Source organism: Conexibacter sp. JCM 18997 (assembly GCF_055391915.1).
Window position 1 is genome coordinate 2,400,843 of the sequence record NZ_AP043885.1, and the last position, 23,623, is coordinate 2,424,465.

19 protein-coding genes are annotated in these 23,623 nt (G+C 71.4%); 3 read left to right on the forward strand and 16 right to left on the reverse strand.

Translation table 11 applies throughout. The features are described 5' to 3' along the window. Positions 1–12: 12 nt before the first annotated feature. The 5 genes from mrdA to ACZ5UI_RS12225 form a co-directional block, all read right to left on the reverse strand. The gene (gene mrdA / locus ACZ5UI_RS12205) at positions 13–1,953 is read right to left on the reverse strand and encodes a penicillin-binding protein 2 (protein ID WP_464197458.1); all 1,941 of its coding nucleotides are present in this window, start codon (positions 1,951–1,953) and stop codon (positions 13–15) included. Beyond that, on the reverse strand, positions 1,950–2,522 hold the full coding sequence (mreD, locus tag ACZ5UI_RS12210) for a rod shape-determining protein MreD (protein WP_464197459.1): 573 nt from the start codon (positions 2,520–2,522) through the stop codon (positions 1,950–1,952). The genes mrdA and mreD overlap by 4 nt, the downstream gene beginning before the upstream one ends. After that, complete coding sequence (mreC, locus tag ACZ5UI_RS12215) at positions 2,519–3,277, reverse strand: rod shape-determining protein MreC (protein ID WP_464197460.1); 759 nt, start codon at positions 3,275–3,277, stop codon at positions 2,519–2,521. The genes mreD and mreC overlap by 4 nt, the downstream gene beginning before the upstream one ends. Before the next feature lie 166 nt (positions 3,278–3,443). Continuing rightward, positions 3,444–4,493, reverse strand: a complete 1,050-nt coding sequence (locus ACZ5UI_RS12220; RefSeq protein ID WP_464197461.1) for a rod shape-determining protein — start codon at positions 4,491–4,493, stop codon at positions 3,444–3,446. A gap of 84 nt (positions 4,494–4,577) precedes the next feature. After that, positions 4,578–5,144 carry a Maf family protein gene (locus ACZ5UI_RS12225; RefSeq protein ID WP_464197818.1) on the reverse strand — a complete coding sequence of 189 codons (567 nt, stop codon included), beginning with the start codon at positions 5,142–5,144 and terminating at the stop codon, positions 4,578–4,580. Positions 5,145–5,225: 81 nt separating this feature from the next. Here ACZ5UI_RS12225 and ACZ5UI_RS12230 point away from each other — a divergent pair, with 81 nt between their 5' ends. Then, the gene (locus tag ACZ5UI_RS12230; protein WP_464197462.1) at positions 5,226–7,907 is read left to right on the forward strand and encodes an HtaA domain-containing protein; all 2,682 of its coding nucleotides are present in this window, start codon (positions 5,226–5,228) and stop codon (positions 7,905–7,907) included. Between the two features lie 51 nt (positions 7,908–7,958). Here ACZ5UI_RS12230 and ndk read toward each other — a convergent pair whose 3' ends face one another. The 8 genes from ndk to tig form a co-directional block, all read right to left on the reverse strand. Continuing rightward, positions 7,959–8,366: a nucleoside-diphosphate kinase gene (gene ndk / locus ACZ5UI_RS12235; protein WP_464197463.1), complete on the reverse strand. Its 408-nt coding sequence runs from the start codon at positions 8,364–8,366 to the stop codon at positions 7,959–7,961. A 60-nt stretch (positions 8,367–8,426) separates the two neighbouring features. Further along, a complete protein-coding gene (locus ACZ5UI_RS12240; RefSeq protein WP_464197464.1) occupies positions 8,427–8,975 on the reverse strand; it encodes a zinc ribbon domain-containing protein in 549 nt (182 codons plus the stop codon). Positions 8,976–9,138: 163 nt separating this feature from the next. Next, positions 9,139–10,413, reverse strand: a complete 1,275-nt coding sequence (locus ACZ5UI_RS12245) for a bifunctional folylpolyglutamate synthase/dihydrofolate synthase (protein ID WP_464197465.1) — start codon at positions 10,411–10,413, stop codon at positions 9,139–9,141. Further along, a complete protein-coding gene (locus ACZ5UI_RS12250; protein WP_464197466.1) occupies positions 10,410–12,956 on the reverse strand; it encodes a valine--tRNA ligase in 2,547 nt (848 codons plus the stop codon). Before ACZ5UI_RS12250 ends, ACZ5UI_RS12245 begins: the two co-directional genes overlap by 4 nt. Positions 12,957–12,990: 34 nt before the next feature. Continuing rightward, positions 12,991–13,260: a hypothetical protein gene (locus ACZ5UI_RS12255; RefSeq protein WP_464197467.1), complete on the reverse strand. Its 270-nt coding sequence runs from the start codon at positions 13,258–13,260 to the stop codon at positions 12,991–12,993. A gap of 9 nt (positions 13,261–13,269) precedes the next feature. After that, on the reverse strand, positions 13,270–14,544 hold the full coding sequence (clpX, locus tag ACZ5UI_RS12260; RefSeq protein WP_464197468.1) for an ATP-dependent Clp protease ATP-binding subunit ClpX: 1,275 nt from the start codon (positions 14,542–14,544) through the stop codon (positions 13,270–13,272). Between the two features lie 39 nt (positions 14,545–14,583). Then, positions 14,584–15,168, reverse strand: coding sequence for an ATP-dependent Clp endopeptidase proteolytic subunit ClpP (clpP, locus tag ACZ5UI_RS12265; protein WP_464197469.1), 585 nt, complete (start codon positions 15,166–15,168; stop codon positions 14,584–14,586). A 105-nt stretch (positions 15,169–15,273) separates the two neighbouring features. After that, positions 15,274–16,635, reverse strand: a complete 1,362-nt coding sequence (gene tig / locus ACZ5UI_RS12270; protein WP_464197470.1) for a trigger factor — start codon at positions 16,633–16,635, stop codon at positions 15,274–15,276. 27 nt (positions 16,636–16,662) lie between these two features. Here tig and ACZ5UI_RS12275 point away from each other — a divergent pair, with 27 nt between their 5' ends. Then, entirely contained in the window at positions 16,663–17,514 is an 852-nt protein-coding gene (locus ACZ5UI_RS12275) for an alpha/beta fold hydrolase (protein WP_464197471.1), read from the forward strand. Here the strand turns inward: ACZ5UI_RS12275 and ACZ5UI_RS12280 are convergent. Further along, entirely contained in the window at positions 17,463–18,659 is a 1,197-nt protein-coding gene (locus ACZ5UI_RS12280) for a glycosyltransferase family 4 protein (RefSeq protein WP_464197472.1), read from the reverse strand. The two genes, ACZ5UI_RS12275 and ACZ5UI_RS12280, sit on opposite strands and share 52 nt — an antisense overlap. A 63-nt stretch (positions 18,660–18,722) precedes the next feature. Here ACZ5UI_RS12280 and ACZ5UI_RS12285 point away from each other — a divergent pair, with 63 nt between their 5' ends. Further along, a complete protein-coding gene (locus ACZ5UI_RS12285) occupies positions 18,723–19,517 on the forward strand; it encodes a serine protease (RefSeq protein WP_464197473.1) in 795 nt (264 codons plus the stop codon). Here ACZ5UI_RS12285 and ACZ5UI_RS12290 read toward each other — a convergent pair. Together ACZ5UI_RS12290 and ACZ5UI_RS12295 are read right to left on the reverse strand one after the other, a co-directional pair. Beyond that, positions 19,510–20,964, reverse strand: coding sequence for an alpha-amylase (locus ACZ5UI_RS12290; RefSeq protein ID WP_464197474.1), 1,455 nt, complete (start codon positions 20,962–20,964; stop codon positions 19,510–19,512). The two genes, ACZ5UI_RS12285 and ACZ5UI_RS12290, sit on opposite strands and share 8 nt — an antisense overlap. Next, entirely contained in the window at positions 20,946–23,618 is a 2,673-nt protein-coding gene (locus tag ACZ5UI_RS12295; protein WP_464197475.1) for an MGH1-like glycoside hydrolase domain-containing protein, read from the reverse strand. The genes ACZ5UI_RS12290 and ACZ5UI_RS12295 overlap by 19 nt, the downstream gene beginning before the upstream one ends. Positions 23,619–23,623 lie beyond the last annotated feature (5 nt).

A 23,623-nucleotide genomic window follows, 5' to 3' on the forward strand; every position in this document is an offset into this window, starting at 1 on the left:
ACCCGCGGGGCATCATTGGGTGTGCGACTCCCCGCGGATGAACTGGCCGGGGTGCCCGTAGAACCACTGCGACAGGAGCTGGCGCGCGGCCGGCGCGGCCGACGTGGCGCCCCAGCCGCCGCCCTCGATCGTGACGGCCACGACGATCGGCTTCTCCTCGTCGGGCACGAACGTCACGTACCAGGACTGGTCCGGGCGCCCGGCGCCGCGCTCGGCGGTGCCGGTCTTGCCGTAGATCGGGTAGCGATCCTGGTCCCAGCCGGCGAACACGTCGGCCGAGGTGCCGCCCGCCTCGGAGGCGGCGGCGTGCAGGCCGCTCATGATCGCGTCGCGGGCGCTGGTGGACATGTCGATCGAGCGCGCGCTGGGCGGGTCGATCTCCTGGACCAGGCGGCCCTGGGAGTCCTCGACGTCCAGGCCGAGGTGCGGGCGCACGACCTTGCCGCCGTTCTCGATCGCCGCGTAGGCGATGGCCATCTGCAACGGCGAGGCCTGCAGGTCGCCCTGGCCGACGGACAGGTTGACGTTGTCACCGGTCGACCACGGGCGCCCGTCGGAGATCCCGCAGAAGTCGACCTTGCGCTCCTTCTCGCACTGCTTCTCGAGCTTGCCCCGCTCCTCGCGCCAGGCGCGGTCGGGCACGGTGCCGGGTTGCGCGCCGGGCAGGTCGATGTCGGGCGTGCGGCCCAGGCCGAGGCGCTCGGCCATCTTCTGCAGCGGCTGGCCGGCGAGCGCGTTGAGGTCGCGGCCCAAGGTGTAGAAGAAGACGTCGGAGGAGACCTTCAGCGCCTGCTGCAGGTTGACGGCGCCGGCGCCCCGGTCGCCCGGCGAGCAGAAGTCGGTGAAGCCGATCTTCAGGCAGCCGGTGTCGTTGATCACCGTGTCGGTGGTGATGATGCCCTTCTCCAGCGCGGCCAGCGCGGTGATCGGCTTGAACACCGAGCCGGTCGGATACAGGCCCGCGGTGGCGCGATCGAACAGCGGCGCGCCGTTGGCCTCGGAGTTCAGCGCCTTGTACTTCTCCTCGCTGATCGGCTTGGCGAACACCGACGGGTCGAAGCTCGGGTACGAGCCCATGGCCAGGACCTCGCCGTTGCTCGGGTCCATGGCCACGAACGCACCGGGCTGACCGCCGCCGGCGGTGGCCACAGCCTGCTCGCCGACCTTCTCCAGGTCGAGGTCGATCGACAGCTTGAGGTTCTGCCCGGCCACCGGCTGGCGGCGGCGCAGCTCACCCTTGTAGCCGCCCATCGAGTCGATCTGCAGCAGCTGGGCGCCGTCGCGGCCGCGCAGGTAGCGGTCGTACTGCCACTCGATGCCGCTCTGGCCCACCACCGTGCCCTGCTTGACGCCCTTGTTGCGCTTCTGCTTGAGCTGGTCGGGGTTGATCTGCCCGACCGTGCCCAGCAGGTGGGCGGCCAGCTCGGTGTGCGGGTACTGGCGCAGGTACTGGTCGGTGACCGCCACCGCCGGGAAGTCGCGCTTGCGCTCCTGCAGGTAGTTGAGCACCGAGCGCGGCGCGTCGACGTCGAGCGTGACGTTGGCGTAGGGCAGCAGCCGGCGCTGGCGGTTGACCTCGCGGGAGATCTCCACCGGGTCCATGCGCAGCACCTGGCCCAGCCGCGTGTACAGCAGCTTCAGCTCGTCGTGCCGCTTGGGCAGCTTGCCCGGCTCGACCTGGACGACGGTGGCCTGGCGGTTGCTGACCAGGACCGCGCCGTTGCGGTCGGTGATGTCGCCGCGCGGGGCCTGGATGCGGACCGAGCGCACGCGGTTGTCGTTGGCCTGGGAGACGTACTCGTCGCCGCTGAGCACCTGCAGGAACCACAGGCGGAAGAAGACGATCGCGAACAGCGCCAGGGCGATCCCGCCGAGCATCGCGACGCGCAGCGCCAGCTGCGGCGTGATCGGCGTGCGCCCCTCGGGCAGGTTGGGTCCGCTGTTCATCATCATGCGCGCGACAGCGGGGACAGGCCGCCGGTCGTGTAGGCACGACGGCGGCGGCGGGCGGGGTCGTCGGGCAGCGCACCGACCAGGATGCGTCGCACGACCGCGAAGACGGGCGCGGCGAGGATCGTGTTGATGATGATCGTCGTGAGGATGTCGCGCAGCAGCAGCCAGCTGACGGGCGCGTCGACGCCCAGCAGGAACTGGACGATCGAGTAGCCGATCGTGGCGATCGCGGTGGCCGCCGCGCCGGTGGCGATCGGCACCAGCGCGCCCTGCGGGTCGCGCAGCTCGCGCAGGCGGCCCGCGCCGTAGCCGATCAGCGTGTAGATGAGCGAGTTCACGCCGAGCGTCTGCACGAGCGCCAGGTCGATGAACAGGCCCATGCCGAAGCCGGCGGCGGCGCCGGGGACGGACCCCACGAGCAGGCCGATCGAGGCCACGACGAGCGGCGTCAGGTCGGCGCTGACGCCGAAGATCGAGATCTGGGAGACCGCGACGATCTCCAGCAGCACGGCGATCAGCGCCAGCAGCACGATGCGCAGGACGAGCTTGGGCTGGGAGCCGAGCGTCATCCGGTCGCGGTCCCGTCGCCCTGGGGCTGGGTCAGCACCTGCACGATGTCCAGGCGGCGCAGCTGCGCGTACGGCTTGACGTGGACGCGCTGGTAGACGTCCAGCTCCTCGTCGTCGACCTTCGTCACCGTGCCCACCGGGATGCCCGGCGGGAACAGCGACTCGTAGCGCGCGGACTTCGAGCCCGCGGTGACGACGGTCTGGCCCTTCTCGATGCGGTCGCCGCGGCGGATGTACTGCATCAGCAGGTCGTCGGGCTTGCCCACGGCCGGCTGCACGACGCCCGCGACGCCGCTCTCGTTGACGACGGTGGAGACGCCGCTGGTGTGATCGGTGATCAGCGTCACGATGGCAGCGTTGCCGGTCGCCGAGGTGATCGTGCCGACCAGGCCGTCGCCGTTGATGACCGGCTGGTCGACGCGGACGCCGTCGCCGGTGCCCTTGTTGATCGACACCGTCGAGTACCACAGCGTCGGCGAGCGGGTGATCACGCGCGCGGTGACCGGCGCCATCTGATCGGTCCCGATCTCCTCGTCCAGGCCGACCAGCTTGCGCAGCTGCACGGCTTCGCGCGCGGCGGCCTCGTTGGAGATCGCCTCCTTGCGCGTGGCCTCGAGCTCCTTGCGCAGCTCGTCGCGCTCCTTCTTGGCGTCGAAGGTGTCGCCGAACCAGCCGAACAGGTCGCGAACGGGCTTCAGCGCGCGGCTGGCCCCGTCCTGGATCGGTGAAACGACCTGGAGGAACCCACGCTGCACGCTGTGCAACGGACTGCCTGGCGACTCACCGAAGTACGCGGTGAGGAGTATCAGGGAGCAGACGACAAGCAGTACGAGGACTGCTCGTCGCCGGCGCACCGACTTGTCGTACACAGCGAAGGCTTCTCCACTTCGTCGCAACCACGCGCCATCGGCAGCAACTCACTCAGTTGCGCCGGCGGCGGTTGCGGGAATTCTTGTTGGCGCGATGGATGACTTCGAACTCCTCCAGCGACCGGCCGGAGCCCACCGCGACACACGTCAGCGGCGACTCGGCCAGATGGCATGGCATCTGGGTCTCCTCGCGAAGGCGATCGTCCAGCCCCTGCAGCAGGGACCCGCCCCCGGCGAGCATGATGCCGCGATCCATGATGTCGGATGCGAGCTCGGGAGGCGTTCGGTCCAGCGTTTCCTTCACGGCTTCGAGGATCTGCGAGATCGGCTCCTCGAGGGCCTGGCGAATCTCCTCGCTGGTCAGCACCACGGTCTTGGGCAGGCCCGAGACCATGTCGCGGCCGCGAATCTCCGCCTGAACCTCCTCGGCCATCGGGAAGGCGGAGCCGATCTCCAGCTTCAGCTCCTCGGCGGTCTGCTGGCCGATCAACAGCTTGTACTCGCGCTTGGCGTAGTTGATGATCGCCTCGTCGAGCTCGTCGCCGCCCACGCGGATCGACTTGCTGACGACGATGCCGCCGAGCGAGATCACCGCGACCTCGCTGGTGCCGCCGCCGATGTCGACGACCATCGATCCCGTCGGCTCGCCGACGGGCAGGCCGGCCCCGATCGCGGCAGCCATCGGCTCCTCGATCAGGTAGGCGGTGCGGGCGCCCGCCGACAGGCAGGCCTCCTCGACCGCGCGCTTCTCGACTCCGGTCACGCCTGACGGAACACAGACGACGACCCGGGGATGCGCCCAACGGTTCTGGTGCACCTTCTGGATGAAGTGCCGCAGCATCTCCTCGGTGACCTCGAAGTCGGCGATGACGCCGTCCTTGAGGGGCCGGATCGCGGTGATCGTGCCCGGGGTGCGGCCGAGCATGCGCTTGGCCTCGATGCCGACGGCGTGCACCTCACCCGTGCGCTGGTCGATGGCGACCACGCTGGGCTCCGACAGCACGATGCCACGACCACGCACGTAGACGAGCGTGTTGGCCGTGCCGAGGTCGACCGCCATATCGCGGCCACCAAACCCGGTGAGGTAGCTGAAGAAGCCCATGGATGGAGGGTGAAGCGGACGCGGCGCAAGGGGGCGCCACGAAGGGCCGCGTCGGGGCGAAGTGTAGCGGAGGGTCCGGTCCGCTCAGACCGGAAAATCGCTGGATTGCAAGAGATCTAGCAGCGCGGCGACGGGCAGTCCGACCACGTTGAGGTAATCGCCCTCTATCCCGCGCACAAGCGCAGCACCCCGGCCCTGGATAGCGTAGCCCCCAGCGCGATCACGCCACTCGTCGGTGGCCACGTACCGGTCGATCGTGCCCTCCTGGAGCGCCCGGAACGTGACCTTGGTCACGGCGACCGTCGCCCGGTCGTCGAGGACGATCCCGGAGATCACCTCGTGGGTGCGCCCGGCCAGCGCCGTCAACGTCGCCCGGGCCTGCTCGGCGTCGGCCGGCTTGCCGTAGATCGCGCCGTCCAGCGCCACCAGCGTGTCGACGGCGAGCACGTGCTCGCCGGGTCGCACATCGGCGGCCAGGCGCTTGCGCCGCGCGTTCTCGAGGGCGACGACGTGCGGGTCGCCCTCCGACAGCTCCGGCGCGTCGCTGGGACGCACCTCGAACGACGCGCCCAGCTGCTCGAGGATCGCCCGCCGCTGCGGGGAGCGGCTGGCCAGGATCAGCGGTTGTGGCAGGGCCTCGATGCGTCGCAGCCTATCCGTGGGCCTAGGTGATACGTTCTCGCCTCAAATTAGGGCACCCTAATTATGTCCCGAGGCACACACGGAGGAACCATGCCGTCCACCCGCCCACGACGCCGGGCTCTCGGCGCGCTCGCCACCGCGATCGGGGCCGTCGCGCTGCTCGCGCCCGGCTCCGCGCTCGCCGCGACGACGCCGATCAGCCAAGGCCACCTCGACTGGGGCGTCAAGGAGTCGTTCCGCACCTACATCCAGGGCGGGATCGCCCACGGCTCGATCACCGTCCGTGACGGCGCGACGCGCAACCCGGACGGCACGTTCCGGTTCCCCGTCGCCTCGGGGAGCTACGCCACCGAAGGCGGCGAGACCGCGCTGCAGCTCGACGGCGAGGTCTACTTCACCGGTCACGACGGGCAGCTGGACCTGTACCTGACCGATCCGCGCCTGGAGATCACCCCGGCCGAGCAGACGATCTACGCGCACGTGCGCAGCCGCCAGCTGTCCGACGGGCACCTCGTCGACTACGGCGAGATCCCCGTGGCCGTGCTCGACGTCGAGGGCCTGACCCCCACGGTCACCGCGGACGCCACCGCCTGGGACGCGATCTCGTCGGCGATCACCGCGCAGGCCCAGCCCGCGTTCGGCGGCTCGTACGTCGCCGGGACGCCCATGGACCCCGTCTCCGTCGACTACACGGGCCCGGGCGGGGCGCCTGACCTGTCGGAGGACTGGGCGCCCGCCGGCCTGCCCGTCTACGCGCAGGTCGCGACGCCCTACGAGGCGCGGTTCGCCCAGACCGACGAGCTGTTCGTCGACGAGCGCAACGACGTGGTCCACGCCGTCACCCGCTCCGGGCGGCTGCTGGCGCTCGACCCCGAGACGCTCGCCGTGCGGGCGGAGACGTCGCTGGGCTGGAGCTCGGGCGACGGGGCCCAGGTGTTCGACCCGCAGACCGGCACCTTCCTGCTCGGCCGCAGCGGGAACCAGGGCACCTACGAGGTCCGCTACGCCGACGGCGCCTACACGGCGCCGGAGCTGGTCACCACGGAGTTCACGGTCGGCGGGATCACGCTGTGGGACACGCAGCGCGACGTGCTCTACCGGATGGACAAGAACGGCGCCTACGGCCCGCTCGTGCGCATCGAGATCGCCGACGACGGCTCGGTCACGCGCACGAACCTGATCGAGCCGGACACCCTTCCGTACCTGATCTACACCTACAACGCCGAGCTCGACGCCCGCGGCAACATCCTGATCGGCTCGACCTGGGGACCGGACGCGAACTACAAGCCGATGTACGTCGACGTCTCGACGCAGCCGGCCACGGTCTCGTTCCTGCCCATCCCGGCCACGGCCGGCGCGAGCTGGAGCGCCCTGGGCAAGGTCGACGGAGACACGTTCCTGCTCTCCGGCGGCGGCTCACCCGGGCCGTGGTACCTGCGCTGGGCCGACGGCGGCTGGACGGCGTCCGAGCCCGCCGGCTCGGCGTACGGCGCCTCCCCGGGCAACGGGGTCGTGCTCGACGCGCACGGGACGATCGTCCATCGCGTGTTCCGCGGTGTGGCGCTGACGTTCCCCGACGGCCGTGAGCAGTTCCTGGTCACCACGCCGTCGCTGTCGGGCAACAACACCGTCTACGCGGGCCCGGACGGCGCCTACACCTTCGGCCGCAACGAGGGCACCCCGGACGCGTACACGAAGGATCAGATCGTCCGGATCCACCGCACCGGCGTGACGCCGTCGGTGGCGACCGAGCTGGAGGACCAGACCGTCACCACCACGGCCACCGGCACGACGCCGGTGACGTTCTCGCTCGACGTCGCGGGTGCACCCGGCCCGACGGTGCAGTGGCAGTCGGCCCCGGCCGGCTCGGATCGGTTCGCCAACGTGCGGGGCGAGACGGGCGCGACGCTGACGCTCGAGGCCGGCGTGGCCGACAGCGGACGCCAGTTCCGCGCGATCCTCACGAACGCCGTCGGCACCGTGGCCACCGAGCCGGCGCAGCTGACGGTCCACGCGCCTCCGGCCATCCTGGCCGAGCCGGTCGACGTGGTCGTGGCCCCGGGCGGCGAAGCGACGTTCCGCGTCATGCCGGGCGGCAACCCCGCGCCGGTGATCCAGTGGCAGCAGCAGGTGGGCGGCGACTGGGTCGACATCGCGGCCGATGATGCCGCCTTCGCGGTCGAGGGCGGGTTCCTGGTCGTCCCGTCGGCCAGCGGTCCGCTGCGCCTGCGGGCGAAGCTGACCAGCCCGATCGGCGAGGCGTACTCGCGGGAGGCGACGCTGACGTTCCCGGCGCTCGGCGGTGGCGGCACGGGCGGCGGTGGCGGTGGCGCGGCGGCCAGCGCGGCGGCGCCGACCGACACGCCGATGCCCTCCGAGCCGGGCCCGCCCGTCGCCCCGGCGCCCAGCGCGCCCACGAACGGTCCGGCGGCCACGCCCGTCGCGGCGATCACGCCGGCCCGCGGGCCGGCGCGGCCGGGCCGCAGCGGGACGGCCACGCTGGCCCGGCTGGCCTGCCCGGCGGGGACCACTGCCTGCCGGATCAGCGCACCGCGCACGGTCACCGTGCGCATCGGCGGGCGCCGCTACACGCTGGACGTGCTCGCGCCCGAGCGGGTCTCCGCCGGGCGACAGGCGCCGCTGCGCGTGCGGCTGCCCAAGACGGCGCGGGCCGCATTGCGCGGCGCTCGGGCCACGGTCCGGGTGCCGGTCGCGGTCGTCGTCGACGGCCGCCGGGTCACCCGCACCGTGCGGGTGACGCTGGCCGGCTGAGCGACGGGTGTCCGTCCGGCCCCAGCGGCCGGGCGGACACCGGTCGGCGCCCTACAGGTTGGGGAAGAACAGCGCTGCTTCGCGCGCGGCGGACTCGTTGGAGTCCGAGCCGTGGACCATGTTCTGGCCGACCTCGATGGCGAAGTCGCCGCGGATCGAGCCGGTGGCGGCCTCGAGCGGGTTGGTCGAGCCGATCACCTGGCGCGCGGCCTTGACCGCGTCCTGGCCCTCGAGCACGAGCGCGACGAGCGGGCCGGAGGTGATGAAGTCGACGAGCTCACCGAAGAACGGGCGCTCGGAATGCTCGGCGTAGTGCTCCTTGGCGGTCGCCTCGTCGAGCTGCTTGAGCTCGAGGGCGACGAGCGTGAGGCCCTTGCGCTCGAAGCGCGAGAGGATCTCGCCGGTCAGGCCGCGCGCGAACGCGTCGGGCTTGACCAGGATGAGGGTGCGGTCGGCCACGGGTTTCTCCTGATGGGTCGCGGAATCGGACGGCGCCGGACGATAGCCGCGAGGCGCGGCCTACGGCTCGGAGTGCACGTCGAACGCCGCCGTCTCTCCGAGCGTGTCGGAGTACTCCTCTTCCTGGCGGCGGCGACGGCGACGGCGCGGGGCCGCGGGCTCGGCGGCGCCGGGGACCTCGGTCTCGCAGTACGGGCAGATCGGCCAGGCGGGATCGAGCGGGCGCTGACAGGTGACGCACGGGTCCTTCAGGCGGCGCAGGCAGCTCGGGCAGCGGATGAAGTCGGCCTTGACCGGATAGTCGCAGTGCGGGCACAGCTGGTGGTCGAGGTCCTGCAGGCGCGCCTGGGCGGCCTGGATCTCCAGCTCGCGCTCACGCACGTCGTCGAGGAACTCCGGCGGGCGGACGATCATGTAGACGATCGTCCCCACGAACGGGAACAGGCTGGCTGCCGTCGCGCAGACGACGAGCATCTTGTCCTCGATCCGGCGGCGGGCGTCGGCGAAGGTCCAGTAGATCAGGGCCAGGTAGATGACCGCGAGAAAGAGGATCAGCAGATTGACGGCCAGGTTGACGGCGTCGTTGTTGATCCCGAAGACGGCGAGCATGGGCCCAGAGGCTAGAGGATTCATCGGCGGTTTCAGCCCCAGGTGTCCTAGAGGAACATCCGGCCGAAGCCGTACCCGATCGCGAAGAAGATCAGGATGATCAGGGCCACGCCGATCGCCACGATGGCGATCGCGCCCAGCATCGAGGGGCCGCGCCCGTCGTTCACAGCCGCGAGCCGGGTCGGGTGCGGTCGGTGCGCAGCAGGTCGGCGATCAGGTAGATCGAGCCGGTGACCAGCACGACGCCGCCCTCGGCCGCCGCGGACTCGCGGGCCAGGGCCAGCGCGCGGCGCGGGTCGCCCGCGGCCAGCACCTCCGCCGCGCCCACCTGACGGGCCAGCGACTCCAGCGTCCCCGGCGACAGCGCGCGCGGGTTGGCGTTGGAGGTGACGACGACGCGTGCGGCCAGCGGCACCACGTGGCGCAGCATCTCCCCCGCGTCCTTGTCGTCGAGGATCGACAGCACGAGCGTCAGCGGGCGCTCCTGCAGCTCGTCGCGCAGCGCCTCGGCCAGCGCGACCATGCCGCCGGGGTTGTGGGCGCCGTCGAAGTAGGTCGGCGGATCGTCGGAGACCTGCTCGAAGCGGCCGGGGACGTTGGTGCCCGCGGCCGCCGCGGCGACCGCGTCCTCGTCCAGCGCGCCCAGGTAGGCCAGGGCCGCCGTCCGGGCCACCGCGAAGTTGCGCCGCTGGAACGCGCCGCGGGCGGCCAGCAGCTCGACGCCCGGGGCCACGGACGGGGCCTGGATGAGCGTGGCCTCGACCTTCTCGGCCTCGTCCAGCGCGTCGGGGTGCAGATCCGGGCCGACCACGAGGATCGAGCCGGGCCGCACCACCGCGAGCTTCTCGCGGGCGATGTCGCGCACCGTCGGCCCCAGCCAGCGCGTGTGCTCCAGGCCGACGTTCGTGAGCACGGCCACGCGCGACTCGATCACGTTGGTCGCATCCCAGCGCCCGCCCAGGCCGGCCTCGATCACGCCCGCGTCGACGCCGGCGTCGGCCATCGCCGTGTACGCCGCCGCGGTCAGCGCCTCGAACTGGGTGACGCGGTCGTCGGCCTCCAGCGTGCGGTCGACCTTGGCCGCCGCGCGCGCGGCGCGCTGGACGGCGGCGGCGAACGCCTCGCCGCTGAGGTCGTGCTCGTCGACGCGCACGCGCTCGGCGAACGAGACGAGGTGCGGCGACAGGTAGGTGCCGGTCGACAGGCCGTGGCGCTGCAGGATCGCCGCGGTCATACGCACCGTCGACGACTTGCCGTTCGTGCCGACGACGTGGATCGTCCCGAAGCGCTGCTGCGGCTCGCCCAGGGCCACGAGCAGGCGCCGCATGCGGTCCAGCCCGAAGCGCATGCCGAACAGCTCCAGGCCCAGCAGGTAGTTCTCGGCGTCGCGCTCGCTCCAGCGGCCCGGTGAGCCGGAGGTGCGGGGCGAGCGGCTCACAGCTCCTCCAGCTCCCGCTTCAGGCGCTCGAGCTTGTCGCGCTCGGCCTGGACCACGTCGGCGGGCGCCTTGTCGACGAAGCCGGCGTTGGCCAGCTTGCCCTCCGCGCGCTTGATCTCCGCCTGCAGGGTCTTGCGCTGCTGTTCGCTGCGCTTGGCGTGCGCGTCGAGGTCGACGTGGGCGTTGGGCAGGATGGCGATCGTGCCACCGGGCACGGCGATCGGCGTGACCTCGCCGGCCGCGCCGTCGGCCAGCTCCAGGCGGGCGAGCAGCAGGATGCCGTCGAGGATCCCGTCGAAGTCGCCCTGGATCGTGGCCGGCAGCTTCGGACCGGGAGGCGCGCCGACGGCCTGACGCCAGGCGCGCACGGCCTGCACGGCGTCGAACTGGCGCTTGATCGCCGCCTCGGCCTGCGGGTTGATCAGCGCCTCGTCGACCGCCGGATACGCCGCCCCGGCCAGCAGCTCCGTCTCACCGGGCAGGTGCGACCAGATCTCCTCGGTGACGAACGGGATGATCGGATGGGCCATGGCCAGGGTCTCGCGGACGACGTGCAGCAGCGTGGCCTGCACGTCGGGGTCGTCCATCCGGCGCTTGGCCAGCTCGATGTAGCGGTCGCACAGGTCCTCGAAGACGAAGTCGTACAGGCCCAGCGCCGCGCGATGGAACTCGAACGCCTCGATCGCCGCGCGCGTCTCGCGCTTGGCCCGTTGCAGGCTGGACAGGATCCAGCGGTCCTCCACCGACTGCGGGCGCGCCTGCGCCACGGCATCATCAGCCACCGACAGCAGCACGAACCGCGACGCGTTGAACAGCTTGTTGGCCAGCTTCTGGCCCTGCTCGACCTTCTCGGGGCTGTAGCGCACGTCCTGCGTGGAGGACATGGCCAGCAGCCCGAAGCGGGTGGCGTCGGCGCCGTGGGCGTCGATCACCTCGATCGGGTCGATGCCGGTCCCCAGCGACTTGGACATCCGCCGCCCGTCGGGCGCCTGGATGACCGAGTGGATGTAGACCTGCTCGAACGGCACCTCGTCGCGGAACTCCAGCCCCATCATGATCATGCGGGCCACCCACAGGAAGATGATGTCGCGCGCCGTCGAGTTGACGTTGGTCGGGTAGAAGGCGCCCAGCTCGGGGGTCTCCTCGGGCCAGCCCAGCGTGGCGAACGGCCACAGCGCCGAGGAGAACCACGTATCGAGCACGTCGGGATCGCGCTCCCAGCCCTCGCCCTCGGGCGGGGTGAGGCCGCAGTGGACCTCCTGGTCGGGCCCGTACTCGCCCCGGTACCAGACCGGGATCTGGTGGCCCCACCACAGCTGGCGCGAGATGCACCAGGGGCGGATCTCCTCCATCCACTGCAGGTAGACCCGGCCCCAGCGCTCCGGGACGAAGCGCACGCGGCCGTCCTTGACCACCTGGATCGCCGGCTCGGCCAGCGGCTCCATGCGCATGAACCACTGCAGCGAGATGAGCGGCTCCACGCGCGCGCCGGACCGGTGGCTGAACGGCACCTTGTGCAGGTAGGCCTCCTGCTGGCGCACGAGCCCTTCGGCGTCCAGCTGCGCGACGATCTTCGCGCGCGCGTCCTCGACGGTCAGCCCGGCGAACTCGGGGCCGGCGTCCGCGTTGAGGCAGCCGTCCTCCCCGATCACCGTCAGCTCCTCCAGGCCGTGCTTGCGCCCGATCTCGAAGTCGTTGGGGTCGTGGCCGGGCGTGATCTTCAGCGCGCCGGTGCCGAAGTCGGTCTTGACGTAGGAGTCGCCGATGATGGGCAGGCGGCGCCCGACGACCGGCAGGATCGCGGTGCGGCCGATCAGGTCGCGGTAGCGCTCGTCCTCGGGGTTCACCGCGACGGCGGTGTCGGCCAGCATCGTCTCCGGGCGCACGGTGGCCACGACGATCTCGCCGCCGCCCTCCAGCGGATAGGCGATCGAGTACAGGGTGTCGGTGACCTCCTGCTCCTCGACCTCGAGGTCGCTGATCGCCGAGCGCAGGCCCGGGTCCCAGTTGACCATGCGGTTGTCGCGGTAGATCAGGCCCTTGTCGAAGAGCGCGACGAACACGCGCAGGACGGCCTCCACGTAGCGCTCGTCCAGCGTGAAGCGCTCGTCCTCGTAGTCGCAGCTCGCGCCCAGGCGCTTGAACTGCTCGATGATCGTGTCGCCGTACTGCTCGCGCCATGCCCACACGCGCTCGATGAACGCCTCACGCCCGAGCTCCTGGCGCGACGTGCCCTCGCGGACCAGCAGCGCCTCGACCTGCTTCTGCGTGGCGATGCCCGCGTGGTCGGTGCCCAGGATCCACTTCGTGCGCTTGCCCTCCATGCGGGCCAGGCGGATCAGGCAGTCCTGGATCGTCCCGTTGAGCGCGTGCCCCATGTGCAGCGCGCCGGTGACGTTGGGCGGCGGGATCGCGATCGAGTAGTTCTCGTCGGGCGTGCCCTCGGGCTCGGGATGGAACAGCCCGCTCTCCAGCCAGCGCGTGGTGATGCGCGGCTCGACCTCGTCGGGTTCGAAGCGGGTGCGGGACTCCAGGTCGCTCATGTGCGCGACGGAGTGTAGGTCGCGAGACCGCCTGCTACTTGTGCAGGCGGTTGCGCATCATCGCCGGGCTCATCGCGGCGACCAGCTGCTTGACGTCGACCTTGTCGGCGACCTTGCGCAGCTCGTCGCGATCGCGCTTGGAGACCTTGCGCGGGTCGCCCTTGGAGCGGGCGACGATCTCCATCACCTTGCGGCGGTCGGCCGGCGACGTGCGATCCATCAGGTGGCCGTGGGTCAGACGGGCCAGCTCGAAGACGAGCAGCCAGGGAACCCGCTTGAGCGAGGACAGCTTGGGAGCGGCCATGCGGTCAGGCTAGGCGGACGCGGCGTCGCGCTCGCCGTCATCGTCGGCGGCGGCCTCGGTGACCAGCGTCGGCGGGTTGCCGCGCGACACGGTCTCCTTGGTCACGACGCACTTCTTGACGTCGCGGCGGGAGGGCAGCTCGAACTGCACGTCGAGCAGGATCTCCTCGAGGATCGAGCGCAGCCCGCGGGCGCCGGTCTCGCGCTCGAGCGCCTTGTCGGCGATCGCGGTCAGCGCGTCGTCGCTGAAGACGAGCTCGATGTTGTCGAAGGAGAAGAAGCGCTGGAACTGCTTGGCCAGCGCGTTGCGCGGCTCGGTGAGGATCGTGATCAGGTCGTCGCGCGAGAGCTGGTGCACGGCCGAGACGACGGGCAGGCGGCCGATGAACTCGGGGATCAGGCCGTAGTTGACCAGGTCCTCGGGCAGCGTCTGCTCGAACACCTCGCCGGTGTCCTTGTGCTCGCCCGACTCGATCGCCGCGCTGAAGCCGATGCCCTTGTTGCCCACCCGGCGCTCGATCACCTTGTCGAGGTTGGCGAACGCGCCGCCGCAGATGAACAGGATGTTCGTCGTGTCGATCGACAGGAACTCCTGGTGGGGGTGCTTGCGCCCGCCCTGGGGCGGCACCGACGCGGTGGTGCCCTCGAGGATCTTCAGCAGCGCCTGCTGGACGCCCTCGCCCGACACGTCGCGCGTGATCGACGGGTTGTCGGCCTTGCGGGCGATCTTGTCGACCTCGTCGATGTAGATGATCCCGGTCTCGGCCTTCTTGACGTCGTAGTCCGCGGCCTGGATCAGCTTCAGGAGGATGTTCTCGACGTCCTCGCCGACGTAGCCGGCTTCGGTCAGCGCGGTCGCGTCGGCGATCGCGAACGGGACGTTGAGGATCCGGGCCAGCGTCTGGGCCAGCAGCGTCTTGCCGCAGCCCGTCGGCCCGAGCAGCAGGATGTTGGACTTCTGCAGCTCGATGTCGGAGTCCTCGACCTGCATCATCTGCACGCGCTTGTAGTGGTTGTAGACGGCCACGCTGAGCGTGCGCTTGGCCGGCTCCTGTCCCACCACGTACTCGTTGAGGACCTCCCAGATCTCGCGCGGCTTGGGGAGGTTCTCGATGTCGAACGACGGTGGAGCGGTCAGCTCCTCGTCGATGATCTCGTTGCAGAGATCGATGCACTCATCGCAGATGTAGACGCCGGGGCCGGCGATGAGCTTCTTCACCTGCCGCTGCGACTTGCCGCAGAAGCTGCACAGAAGCTGTTCGTTGGAGTCTGTGGGTCGTGCCATCAGTCCGTCGTCCGCCAGCGTTCCCGCTTCAGCCCGAAGCTAATGCTCCGAGATGACGCGATCGATGATGCCGTATTCCTTGGCCTCTTCGGAAGACATGAAGTAATCGCGCTCCGTGTCCTTGGAGACCTTCTCGTACGGCTGCCCGGTGTGGTCCGAGATGATGTGGTCCAGACGCTGGCGGATGTCGAGGATCTCCTTGGCGTGGATCTCGATGTCCGTGGCCTGGCCCTGGAAGCCGGAGCTGACCTGGTGGATGAGGATCTTCGCGTTGGGCAGCGCCATGCGCTTGCCCTTCGCGCCGCCGGCCAGCAGCAGGGCGCCCATCGACATCGCGATGCCGACGCAGATCGTCGACACGTCCGGCTTGATGAAGTTCATCGTGTCGTAGATGGCCAGGCCCGCGTAGACCGAGCCACCCGGCGAGTTGATGTAGATCGAGATGTCCTTGTCGGGGTCCTCGGACTCCAGATGCAGGAGCTGGGCCACGATCAGGTTGGCGATCTGATCGTCCACCGGGGTCCCCAGGAAGATGATGCGCTCGTTGAGGAGGCGCGAGTAGATGTCGAAGGCACGCTCGCCTCGCGACGTCTGCTCGACCACCATGGGGACAAGTGGACTCATGATCCTCGCTTCGATTCGCTCCGAACCGGGGCGATTCCTCCCCGGTGCCTGGTTTATGAGTCTACCGAGTGGTCGTCCGCGGCCCGACTGCCTTGAGTGGCAGCGTCAGGACGCGGGCGTTTCGACCGTCGGCTCCGGCGTGAACGGCAGGTCGCGCTTCTGCGCGTCGGCCACGGTGATCGCCTTGGCCTCCTCGACGAGGAGGTCGGCGGCGCGCCGGGCGGCCAGGTCGGCCTTCAGCTCGTCCAGGCGGCCGCTGGAGGCCAGCTGGTCGCGCAGCTTCTCGGGCTTGACGTTCTCGCGGGCCGCCGACGCCTGCAGCGCGTCGAGGACGTCGCCGTCGGACGGGTCGATGTCCTCGGCGGCGATCACCGCGGCCAGCACGGCCTCGCGCTTGAGCGCCATCTCCGCCTCGGGCTTGGCCTCGGCCAGCAGCTCGTCCTCGTCCTTGCCCGCGATCTGCAGGTAGGCGTCCTTGTTGATGCCCTGGTGGGAGAGCGAGTGCAGCATGCGGTCCCACAGCTCGCGCGAGCGCGCCTCGACGAGCGAGTCGGGCACGTCGATGGTCGCCTGGGCGACGACCGCGTCGACGACCGCCTCGCGGTAGGCCTGCTCGACCGCGCGCTCGTCGGCCTCCTTGAGCCGGTTGGCGATGTCCTCGCGCAGCTCGTCCATGGAGTCGAAGCCGGCCTGGTCGACGGCGAAGTCGTCGTCGAGCTCTGGCAGCTGCTTCTCCTTGATCTCCTTGACGGTGACCGCGAACTGCGCGTCCTTGCCGGCCAGGTGGGCGGCGCCGTACTCCTCGGGGAAGGTCAGGCTGACCGTCACGTCGTCGCCGGCCTTGGCGCCGGCCAGCTGGTCCTCGAAGCCGGGGATCAGGCGGCCCGAGCCGAGCTCGATCATCTGATCGCGACCGGCCCCGCCCTCGAACTCCTCGCCGTCGACCGAGCCGACGTAGTCCATGACCACGAAGTCGCCCTCGGCGGCGGCGCGCTCGGCCGTCTCCAGGCGCGCGGCGCGCTCCTGGATCTGGGTCAGCTCGGCGTCGATCTGCTCGTCGGTGGCCTGCGGCTCGCGGCGGCCGACCTCGACGCCCTTGTAGGTGCCGAGCGTCGCCTCGGGGCGCACGCCGATCTCGACGGTGAACGTGTAGGGCTCGCCCTCGCCCGGCAGCTCGTCGGGGAGCTTGAGCTCGGGGTCGCCGACCGTGGTGATCTTCGCCTCGCCGATCGCGTCGGCGTACCAGCGGCCGATCGAGTCGCGCACGGCCTCGTCGAGCACGGCCTCGCGGCCCACGCGGCGGATGACGACCGGGGGCGGGACCTTGCCCTTGCGGAAGCCGGGGATGCGCATCTCGCGGCCGAACTGACGGGCGGCCTTGGCGATCTCGCGTTCCACGGCCTCGGGCGGGACCTCCGCTTCGAGGCGGACGCGGGACTCGGGCAGCTCGGTGACGGTCGTCTTCATGGCACTTTGACGATAGCGTCGCGCGTCGTGGCGAGCATCGTCCTTCCCGACGGCCGGCGTCTGGCCTACGAGGACGTCGGAGACCCTGGTGGCCTCCCCATCGTCTACGTCCACGGCGGCCTGCGCTGCCGGCTGGACGCGCTCGGCCTGGCCGGCGCGGCCCGCGCGACCGGCGTGCGGCTGATCGCGCCCGACCGTCCGGGCATCGGTGGCTCGGACCGCGCCGCCGACCGCGCGCTGGCCGACTGGCCGGCCGACGTGGCCGCGCTGGCCGACGCGCTGGGCCTGGCCCGCTTCGCCGTCTTCGGCTGGTCGCTGGGCGGGCCGCACACGCTGGCCTGCGCCGCGCGGCTGGGCGACCGCGTGGGCGGCGTGGCCACGCTCGGATGCCCGATCCCCGCCGACTGGCCCGGCATGCGCGACCAGATCAACCGCTTGGACCGCCGCCTGATGCGCCGCACGCTGGGCGCGCGGGCCGTGCTGCGCGGGATGGCGCTGAGCGCCCGCCGGCTGCCCGCGCGCAACGCCCAGGCCGCGGCCCGCTCGCTGGACGAGCGCTCCGCCGCCGCCGTGCTCGCCGACCCCGTGGCCTGGTCGGCCGGGCAGGCCGAGGGGCTCGCGCAGCTGGGCGGGGTGCTCGACGACTACCGGGTGATGGACACGCCCTGGGGCATCGACCTGGAGGGCATCGGCGCGCCGGTGCGGCTGTGGCAGGGCAGCGCCGACACGCTGGTGCCCGCGCCCTGGGTGGTGCGGCTGGCCGAGGCGCTGCCCCACGCGCAGGTCGGCGCGCTGGAGGGCGAGGGCCACGTGCTGGCCCCCGCGCGCTACGAGGAGATCTTCGCCTCGCTGTCGGCGGTGGCGCGCAGCTCGTCGTAGAGCGTGCGCGTCTGGCGGGCGACGTCGTTCCAGTCGAAGCGCAGGACGTGCTCGGAGGCCTGGGCCACCAGGCGGTCGCGCAGGTCGTCGTCGGTCAGCACCTTGATCATCATGCGGCCCAGCGACTTGGGATCGCGCGAGCGGAAGCGCAGCGCGACGTCGTCGGACGGCGCCACCTCGGCCAGGCCGCCGGTGTTGGCCACGATGCACGGGCAGCCGCTGGCCATCGCCTCCAGCGCGACCAGCCCGAACGGCTCGTACAGCGAGGGCACCACCGTCAGGTCGGCGATCCGGTAGAGCGAGTGCAGCACGTCGTCGCCGATCCAGCCGGCGAACGTGCCGTGGCGGTCCAGGCCGAGCTTGGTCGCCTGCTGCTTGAGCTCGTCCTCGTGCGTGCCCGAGCCGGCCACGACGAAGCGCAGGTTGGGCACCTTCTTGATCACCGCGGGCAACGCCTCCAGCGCGAACTGGAAGCCCTTCTCGTAGACCAGGCGGCCGACCAGCAGCAACAGGCGCTCGTCGGGCTGGGCGTACTGCGCGCGCAGCGCGGCCAGGTCGCCCACGGGCTGCAGGTCGACGGGGTCGATCCCGTTGGGGATCACGGTGATCGCCGCCTCGTCGACGCCGAACACGTCGGCCACGTGGCCGCGCATGTAGTGCGAGCAGGTGACGATCGCGTCCGCGCGGCGGGCCATCCAGCGCTCGGTGGCGTGGATCGTCGACTGCGGCGGCTTGTCGACCCAGCCCTGGTGGCGGCCGTGCTCGGTGGCGTGGATCGTGGTCAGGTAGGGCACGTCGAGCTGGTCGGCCAGCGCGGCGGCGGCGCGCGCGACCAGCCAGTCGTGGCCGTGGACGAGATCGAACTCGAGGTCCTGGGCCAGCGTCAGGCCGGCCCGGCGCATGTCGGCGTTCATCGCCTTGACCCAGGCCAGGAAGCGGGTCAGGTCACGCGGGAACGGCGGCTCGGGCACGCGGTGGACGTGGACGCCGTTGCGCACCTCGCGGGCGGCGTCGCCGCGGGTCAGCACGTGGACCTCGACACCCTGGGCCACGAGCGCCTCGCTGAGCTTGCGCACGTGGCGGGCCAGGCCCCCCTCGACGACCGGGGGGTATTCCCAGGAGAGGATCAGAACACGACCGTTCAAGCGGGGTCGAACCCTAGATGATCGGCGCCGCAAGCTTTGCCGCCTGGGCGCGTTGTGGTGGACATGCGCTCGCTCCTCGCCGGCCTGTTGGCCGTCACCGCCACCGCCGTGCTCGCCGCTCCGTCCCAGGCCATCGTCGGCGGCCAGGATGCGTCACCGGGCGAGTACCCCGCTGTCGCCGAGATCAGCTTCGGCGCCTTCAGCTGCACCGGGACGTTGATCGCCCCGACCTACGTGCTCACCGCCGGGCACTGCGGCTCGCTCACCGGCGCCGCGGTGGCCACGCCCGTGGCCTGGCCCACGCCGCTGATCACCGTCCGGATCGGGTCGGTCACGCCGGGCGCGGGCGAGCAGGTCCCGGTCAAGAAGGCCACGGTCTCCCCCAGCTACCTGCTGACCAACGGCAACGACATCACGATCCTCGAGCTCTCGCGCGCGGCCACCGCGACGCCGACCCCCGTGGCCGGTGCCGGTGAGGGCAGTGCCTGGACGCCGGGCACGCTGGAGACGATCGTCGGCTTCGGCGTGACCGAGGAGGACGGCGACGCCCCCGACACGCTCCAGGAGGCGCAGGTCCCGATCGTCACCGACGCCGCCTGCGCGGCGGCCTACGACAACTTCGACGCCGGCACGATGCTCTGCGCCGGCTACCCGCAGGGCGGCGTCGACACCTGCCAGGGCGACTCGGGCGGCCCGATGTTCGGGCGCAACGCCGCGGGCGCGCTGCGCGTCGTCGGCGCGACGAGCTTCGGTGAGGGCTGCGCGCGGCCGGGCAAGCCGGGCGTGTACGCGCGCGTGGCCGACACGCCGCTGCGCACCTGGATCGCCTCGGTCGCGCCGGGCGGCGTCGCTAGGTAATCAGGAGGACGTGCGCGCCCCAGGGGCCGAGCTCGACGTAGAGCTCGGTGCCCTCGCGCGCGAACGTGTCGCCGCTGAGGGCGTCGGTGGCCGTCCACTCGCCGGCCCAGGGCAGACGCACCCGCCCCTGGGCCGCGCGGTCGGCCAGGTTGACCACGACCAGCAGGCGCTCGGCGTCGCCGCCGGTCCAGGTCCACGCCACGAGCTGCTCGTGGCTGGCGTTGTCGGGCCAGCCTTCGGTGTCCGCCAGCGCCCACGTCGCCGCGCGCAGCCAGGGCTGGGCGCGTACGCCGAGCACGCGCTCGTAGAACGCGGGCAGCCCCTCGTCGAGCGGCTCCGGCGGGCGCCGGGCCACGAACACCGGGAGCTGCACGCGCCGGCCGTCGAGCTGGCCGTCGTGCACGAGCAACGCGCCCGGCAGCAGCGACGAGACCACGGCGGCCGCGTGGGCCGGGCCGGGCGCGAAGGCGGTCGCGGCGCGCGGTTCGTCGTGGTTCTCGATGAAGCGCACCAGCCCGTCCTGGTAGCCGGGGTCGGCCCCGAGATGGGCGCGCACCGCCGCGGGGTCGGTGGCCACCAGGCGGTCGTACAGGCGCTTGTCGTAGCAGTGGTCGAAGCCCTCGTCGAGCAGGCGCGCCTCCATGTCCCAGTAGGCCTCGGCGATGAAGCGCATGTCCGGATGCACGGCGCGGACGGCCTCCAGCATCTGCGGCCAGTAGGCGCGCTCGAGCGGGTCGCCGGCCCGCGCGCCCCAGGTCTGGGCGAAGACGTCGTCGAGCAGCAGCATGGCCATGTCGCAGCGCACGCCGTCGCAGCGCTCCCCCACGTCGATCAGGGTCTCGACCACCGCCGCGCGCAGGTCGGGCGAGAAGGCGTTGAGCTGGACGACGTCGGGCCAGGGCGCGAAGTAGGGATCGCGCCCGCGGGCCAGCACGTGCTCGCCGACGACCAGGAACGCGGCCGGGTCGCGTTCGGCGTCGGCCGCGTCGCCGTGCACGAAGCGCTCGGGGTGCGTGCGCGTCCACGGGTGGTCGGCGGCGACGTGGTTGGGCACGAAGTCGAGGATCAGCCCGAGCCCGTGCGCGGCCAGCGCGGCCCGCGCCGCGGCCAGTCCCTCGGGCCCGCCCAGCCGCCCCTCCACCACGTAATCGCGCACGCAGTAGGGCGAGCCGACCACGTCGCGGTCGGCGGCGAACCCGTCACCCAGGGCGTTGGCGCAGGCCGCCATCAGGCCGTCGTCGCCCCGCGCGATGGCCAGCCCCGCCGGGCTGCGCTCCCACACGCCCATCAGCCACACCGCGTCGAACCCCAGCGCCGCGATCTGCGCCCAGCGCGCGTCGTCGACGTCGCCCAGCGTCCGCCCGCCCTGCTCGGCCAGCCACACCCAGGTGTCGATCTCGTAGATCGACGGGCGAGGCGGGAGCGCGATCACCGTCGCGACCCCCACGACGGCAGCTCGGACTGCTCGTTGCGGCGCCCGTAGAGCCAGGTGATCAGCGAGACCAGGCCGGTCCAGCCGGTCTGGTGGCTGGCGCCCAGGCCGGCGCCGTTGTCGCCGTGGAAGTACTCGAAGAACAGCAGCGCGTCCTTCCAGGCCGGATCGGTCTGGAAGCGCTGCGTGCCGCCGTAGACCGGGCGGCGCCCGTCGGCGTCGGGCATCCAGATCGACATCAGGCGCCGCGAGATCTCGGCCGACACCTCGGCCAGCGTCATCTCCACGCCCGAGCCGGTCGGGCACTCGATCCGGAAGCTGTCGCCGTAGTAGCGATGCAGCACGACCAGGCCGCGCAGCAGCATCACGTTCATCGGGAACCAGATCGGGCCGCGCCAGTTGGAGTTGCCGCCGAACATGCCGGTGTCCGACTCGGCCGGCAGGTAGCCGACGCGGTAGGTCTGGCCGTCCAGGCCGAACTCGTAGGGGTGCTCGAGGTGGATCCGCGACAGCGAGCGGATGCCGTAGTCGCTGAAGAACTCGTCCTCGTCGAGCATCACCGACAGCACGCGGCGCAGCTTGTCCTCGTCCAGCAGCGACAGCAGCCGGCGCCCGTTGACGCCCGGCTCGTGCGGCTGGCGCAGGAACGGCACGTCGTCGCCGAACCGCTCGACGAAGTCGGCCACGCGCTGCGAGACGCCCTCCAGGCCGTCGTAGGTCTCGGCCTCGAAGACCACCGACGCGCACAGCGGGAGCAGGCCGACGAGCGAGCGCACGCGCAGCGGCTGCTCGGAGCCGTCGGGCCGCCGGATCACGTCGTAGAAGAAGCCGTCCCGCTCGTCCCACAGGCGCCCGTGGCCGGCGCCCGTGCCGTCCATCGCGGCGGCGATCCACAGGAAGTGCTCGAGGTACTTCCAGGCCATGCCCTCGTAGGCGGTGTCGTCGCGCGCGAGCTCCACGGAGATCTGCGCCATCAGCTGGGCGTAGACGGCCATCCAGGCGGTGCCGTCGGCCTGCTCGAGCGTGCCGCCGGTGGGCAGCGGCGCCGAGCGGTCGAAGACGCCGATGTTGTCCAGGCCCAGGAACCCGCCCTGGAAGACGTTGCGGTCCTCGGGATCCTTGCGGTTGACCCACCAGGTGAAGTTGCCCATCAGCCGGTGGAAGACGCGCTTGAGGAAGTCGACGTCGCGCCGCCCGGTGAGCATCTCCTCGGTCTGGTAGACGAAGTACGCCGCCCAGGCCTGCACCGGCGGGTTGACGTCGGAGAAGTTCCACTCGTAGGCGGGGATCTGGCCGTTGCCGTGCTGGTAGTCGTCACGCAGCAGCAGCTCGATCTGGTCCTTGGCCAGCGCCACGTCCACGACGGCCAGCGCGACCGCGTGGAAGGCCAGGTCCCAGGCGGCGAACCACGGGTACTCCCACGTGTCGGGCATCGAGATCACGTCGTCGGCGCGCATGTGGAACCAGTGCCCGTTGCGGTCGGCGTCGCCGGTCCAGGGCGACTCGCCGCGCGAGCGCAGCCAGGAGATCACGTCGTAGCCGAAGTACTGCTGGCTCCAGAGCATCCCCGACAGCGACTGGCGCAGCAGGCGCTCGTGCTCGGGGTCGGAGTCGGGCGCGACGATGTCGTCGTAGAAGACGTCGGCCTCGGCGCGGCGGGCGGCCAGCGTCGTGTCGAAGTCCTCCCCCAGCGAGCGCGGCCCCAGCTCGGCGGCGCTCAGGCGCAGGCGGATCGTCGTGCTCGCACCGGCGCCGACCACGATCTGATGCAGCAGCCCCGCCTTGGTGCCGGTCCGCGCGGGGTTGACCGCCGCGTGGTCGCCGTGGACCACGTAGGCGTCGAAGGCGTCCTTGACGTAGGGCGACGGGTTCGGCTCGCCGTACAGGCGCTCGCGGTTGGTGTCGTTCTCGGTGAACAGCGCCTGGGCGTGGTCGGGGTCGGCGCGCAGCACCCACTCGCCCAGGTGCGCCTCGCTGGCCTGGACGACGCCGGGCTGCGCGGGGTCCGCCGACACCGTCGGGCGCTGGCCCGGCTCGGTGCCCCAGCTCCACGTGTTGCGAAACCAGAGCTGCGGCAGCAGGGTCAGCGGCGCGTCGTCCGGACCGTGGTTGGTCGCGGTGATCGCCATCAGGATGTCGTCGGGGCTCTCCTTGGCGTACTCGACGACGACGTCGAAGTAGCGGTCCTCGTCGAACACGCCGGTGTCGAGCAGCTCGTACTCGTAGTCCTCGCGTCCGCGGGCGGCGTTCTCGGCGATCAGCTCCGCGTAGGGGAACGCGGCCTGCGGGTACTTGTAGAGCAGCTTCAGGTAGGACGCGGTGGGCGTCGCGTCCAGGTAGAACCAGTACTCCTTGACGTCCTCCCCGTGGTTGCCCTCGGGGTTGGTCAGCCCGAACATCCGCTCCTTGAGGATCGGGTCGGCGCCGTTCCACAGCGCCAGCGACAGGCACATGCGGCTGTGGTCGTCGCTCAGCCCGGCGATGCCGTCCTCACCCCAGCGGTAGGCCCGCGACCGCGCGTGATCGTGCGGGAACGAGTTCCACGCGTCGCCCTCGGCGCTGGTGTCCTCGCGCACCGTGCCCCACTGGCGCTCGCTCAGATACGGGCCGAAGCGCCGCCAGGCGGCGCGTTGGTCGCCGTCGCGGCGCAGCCGCTCGGGGTCGCTCATCCTGG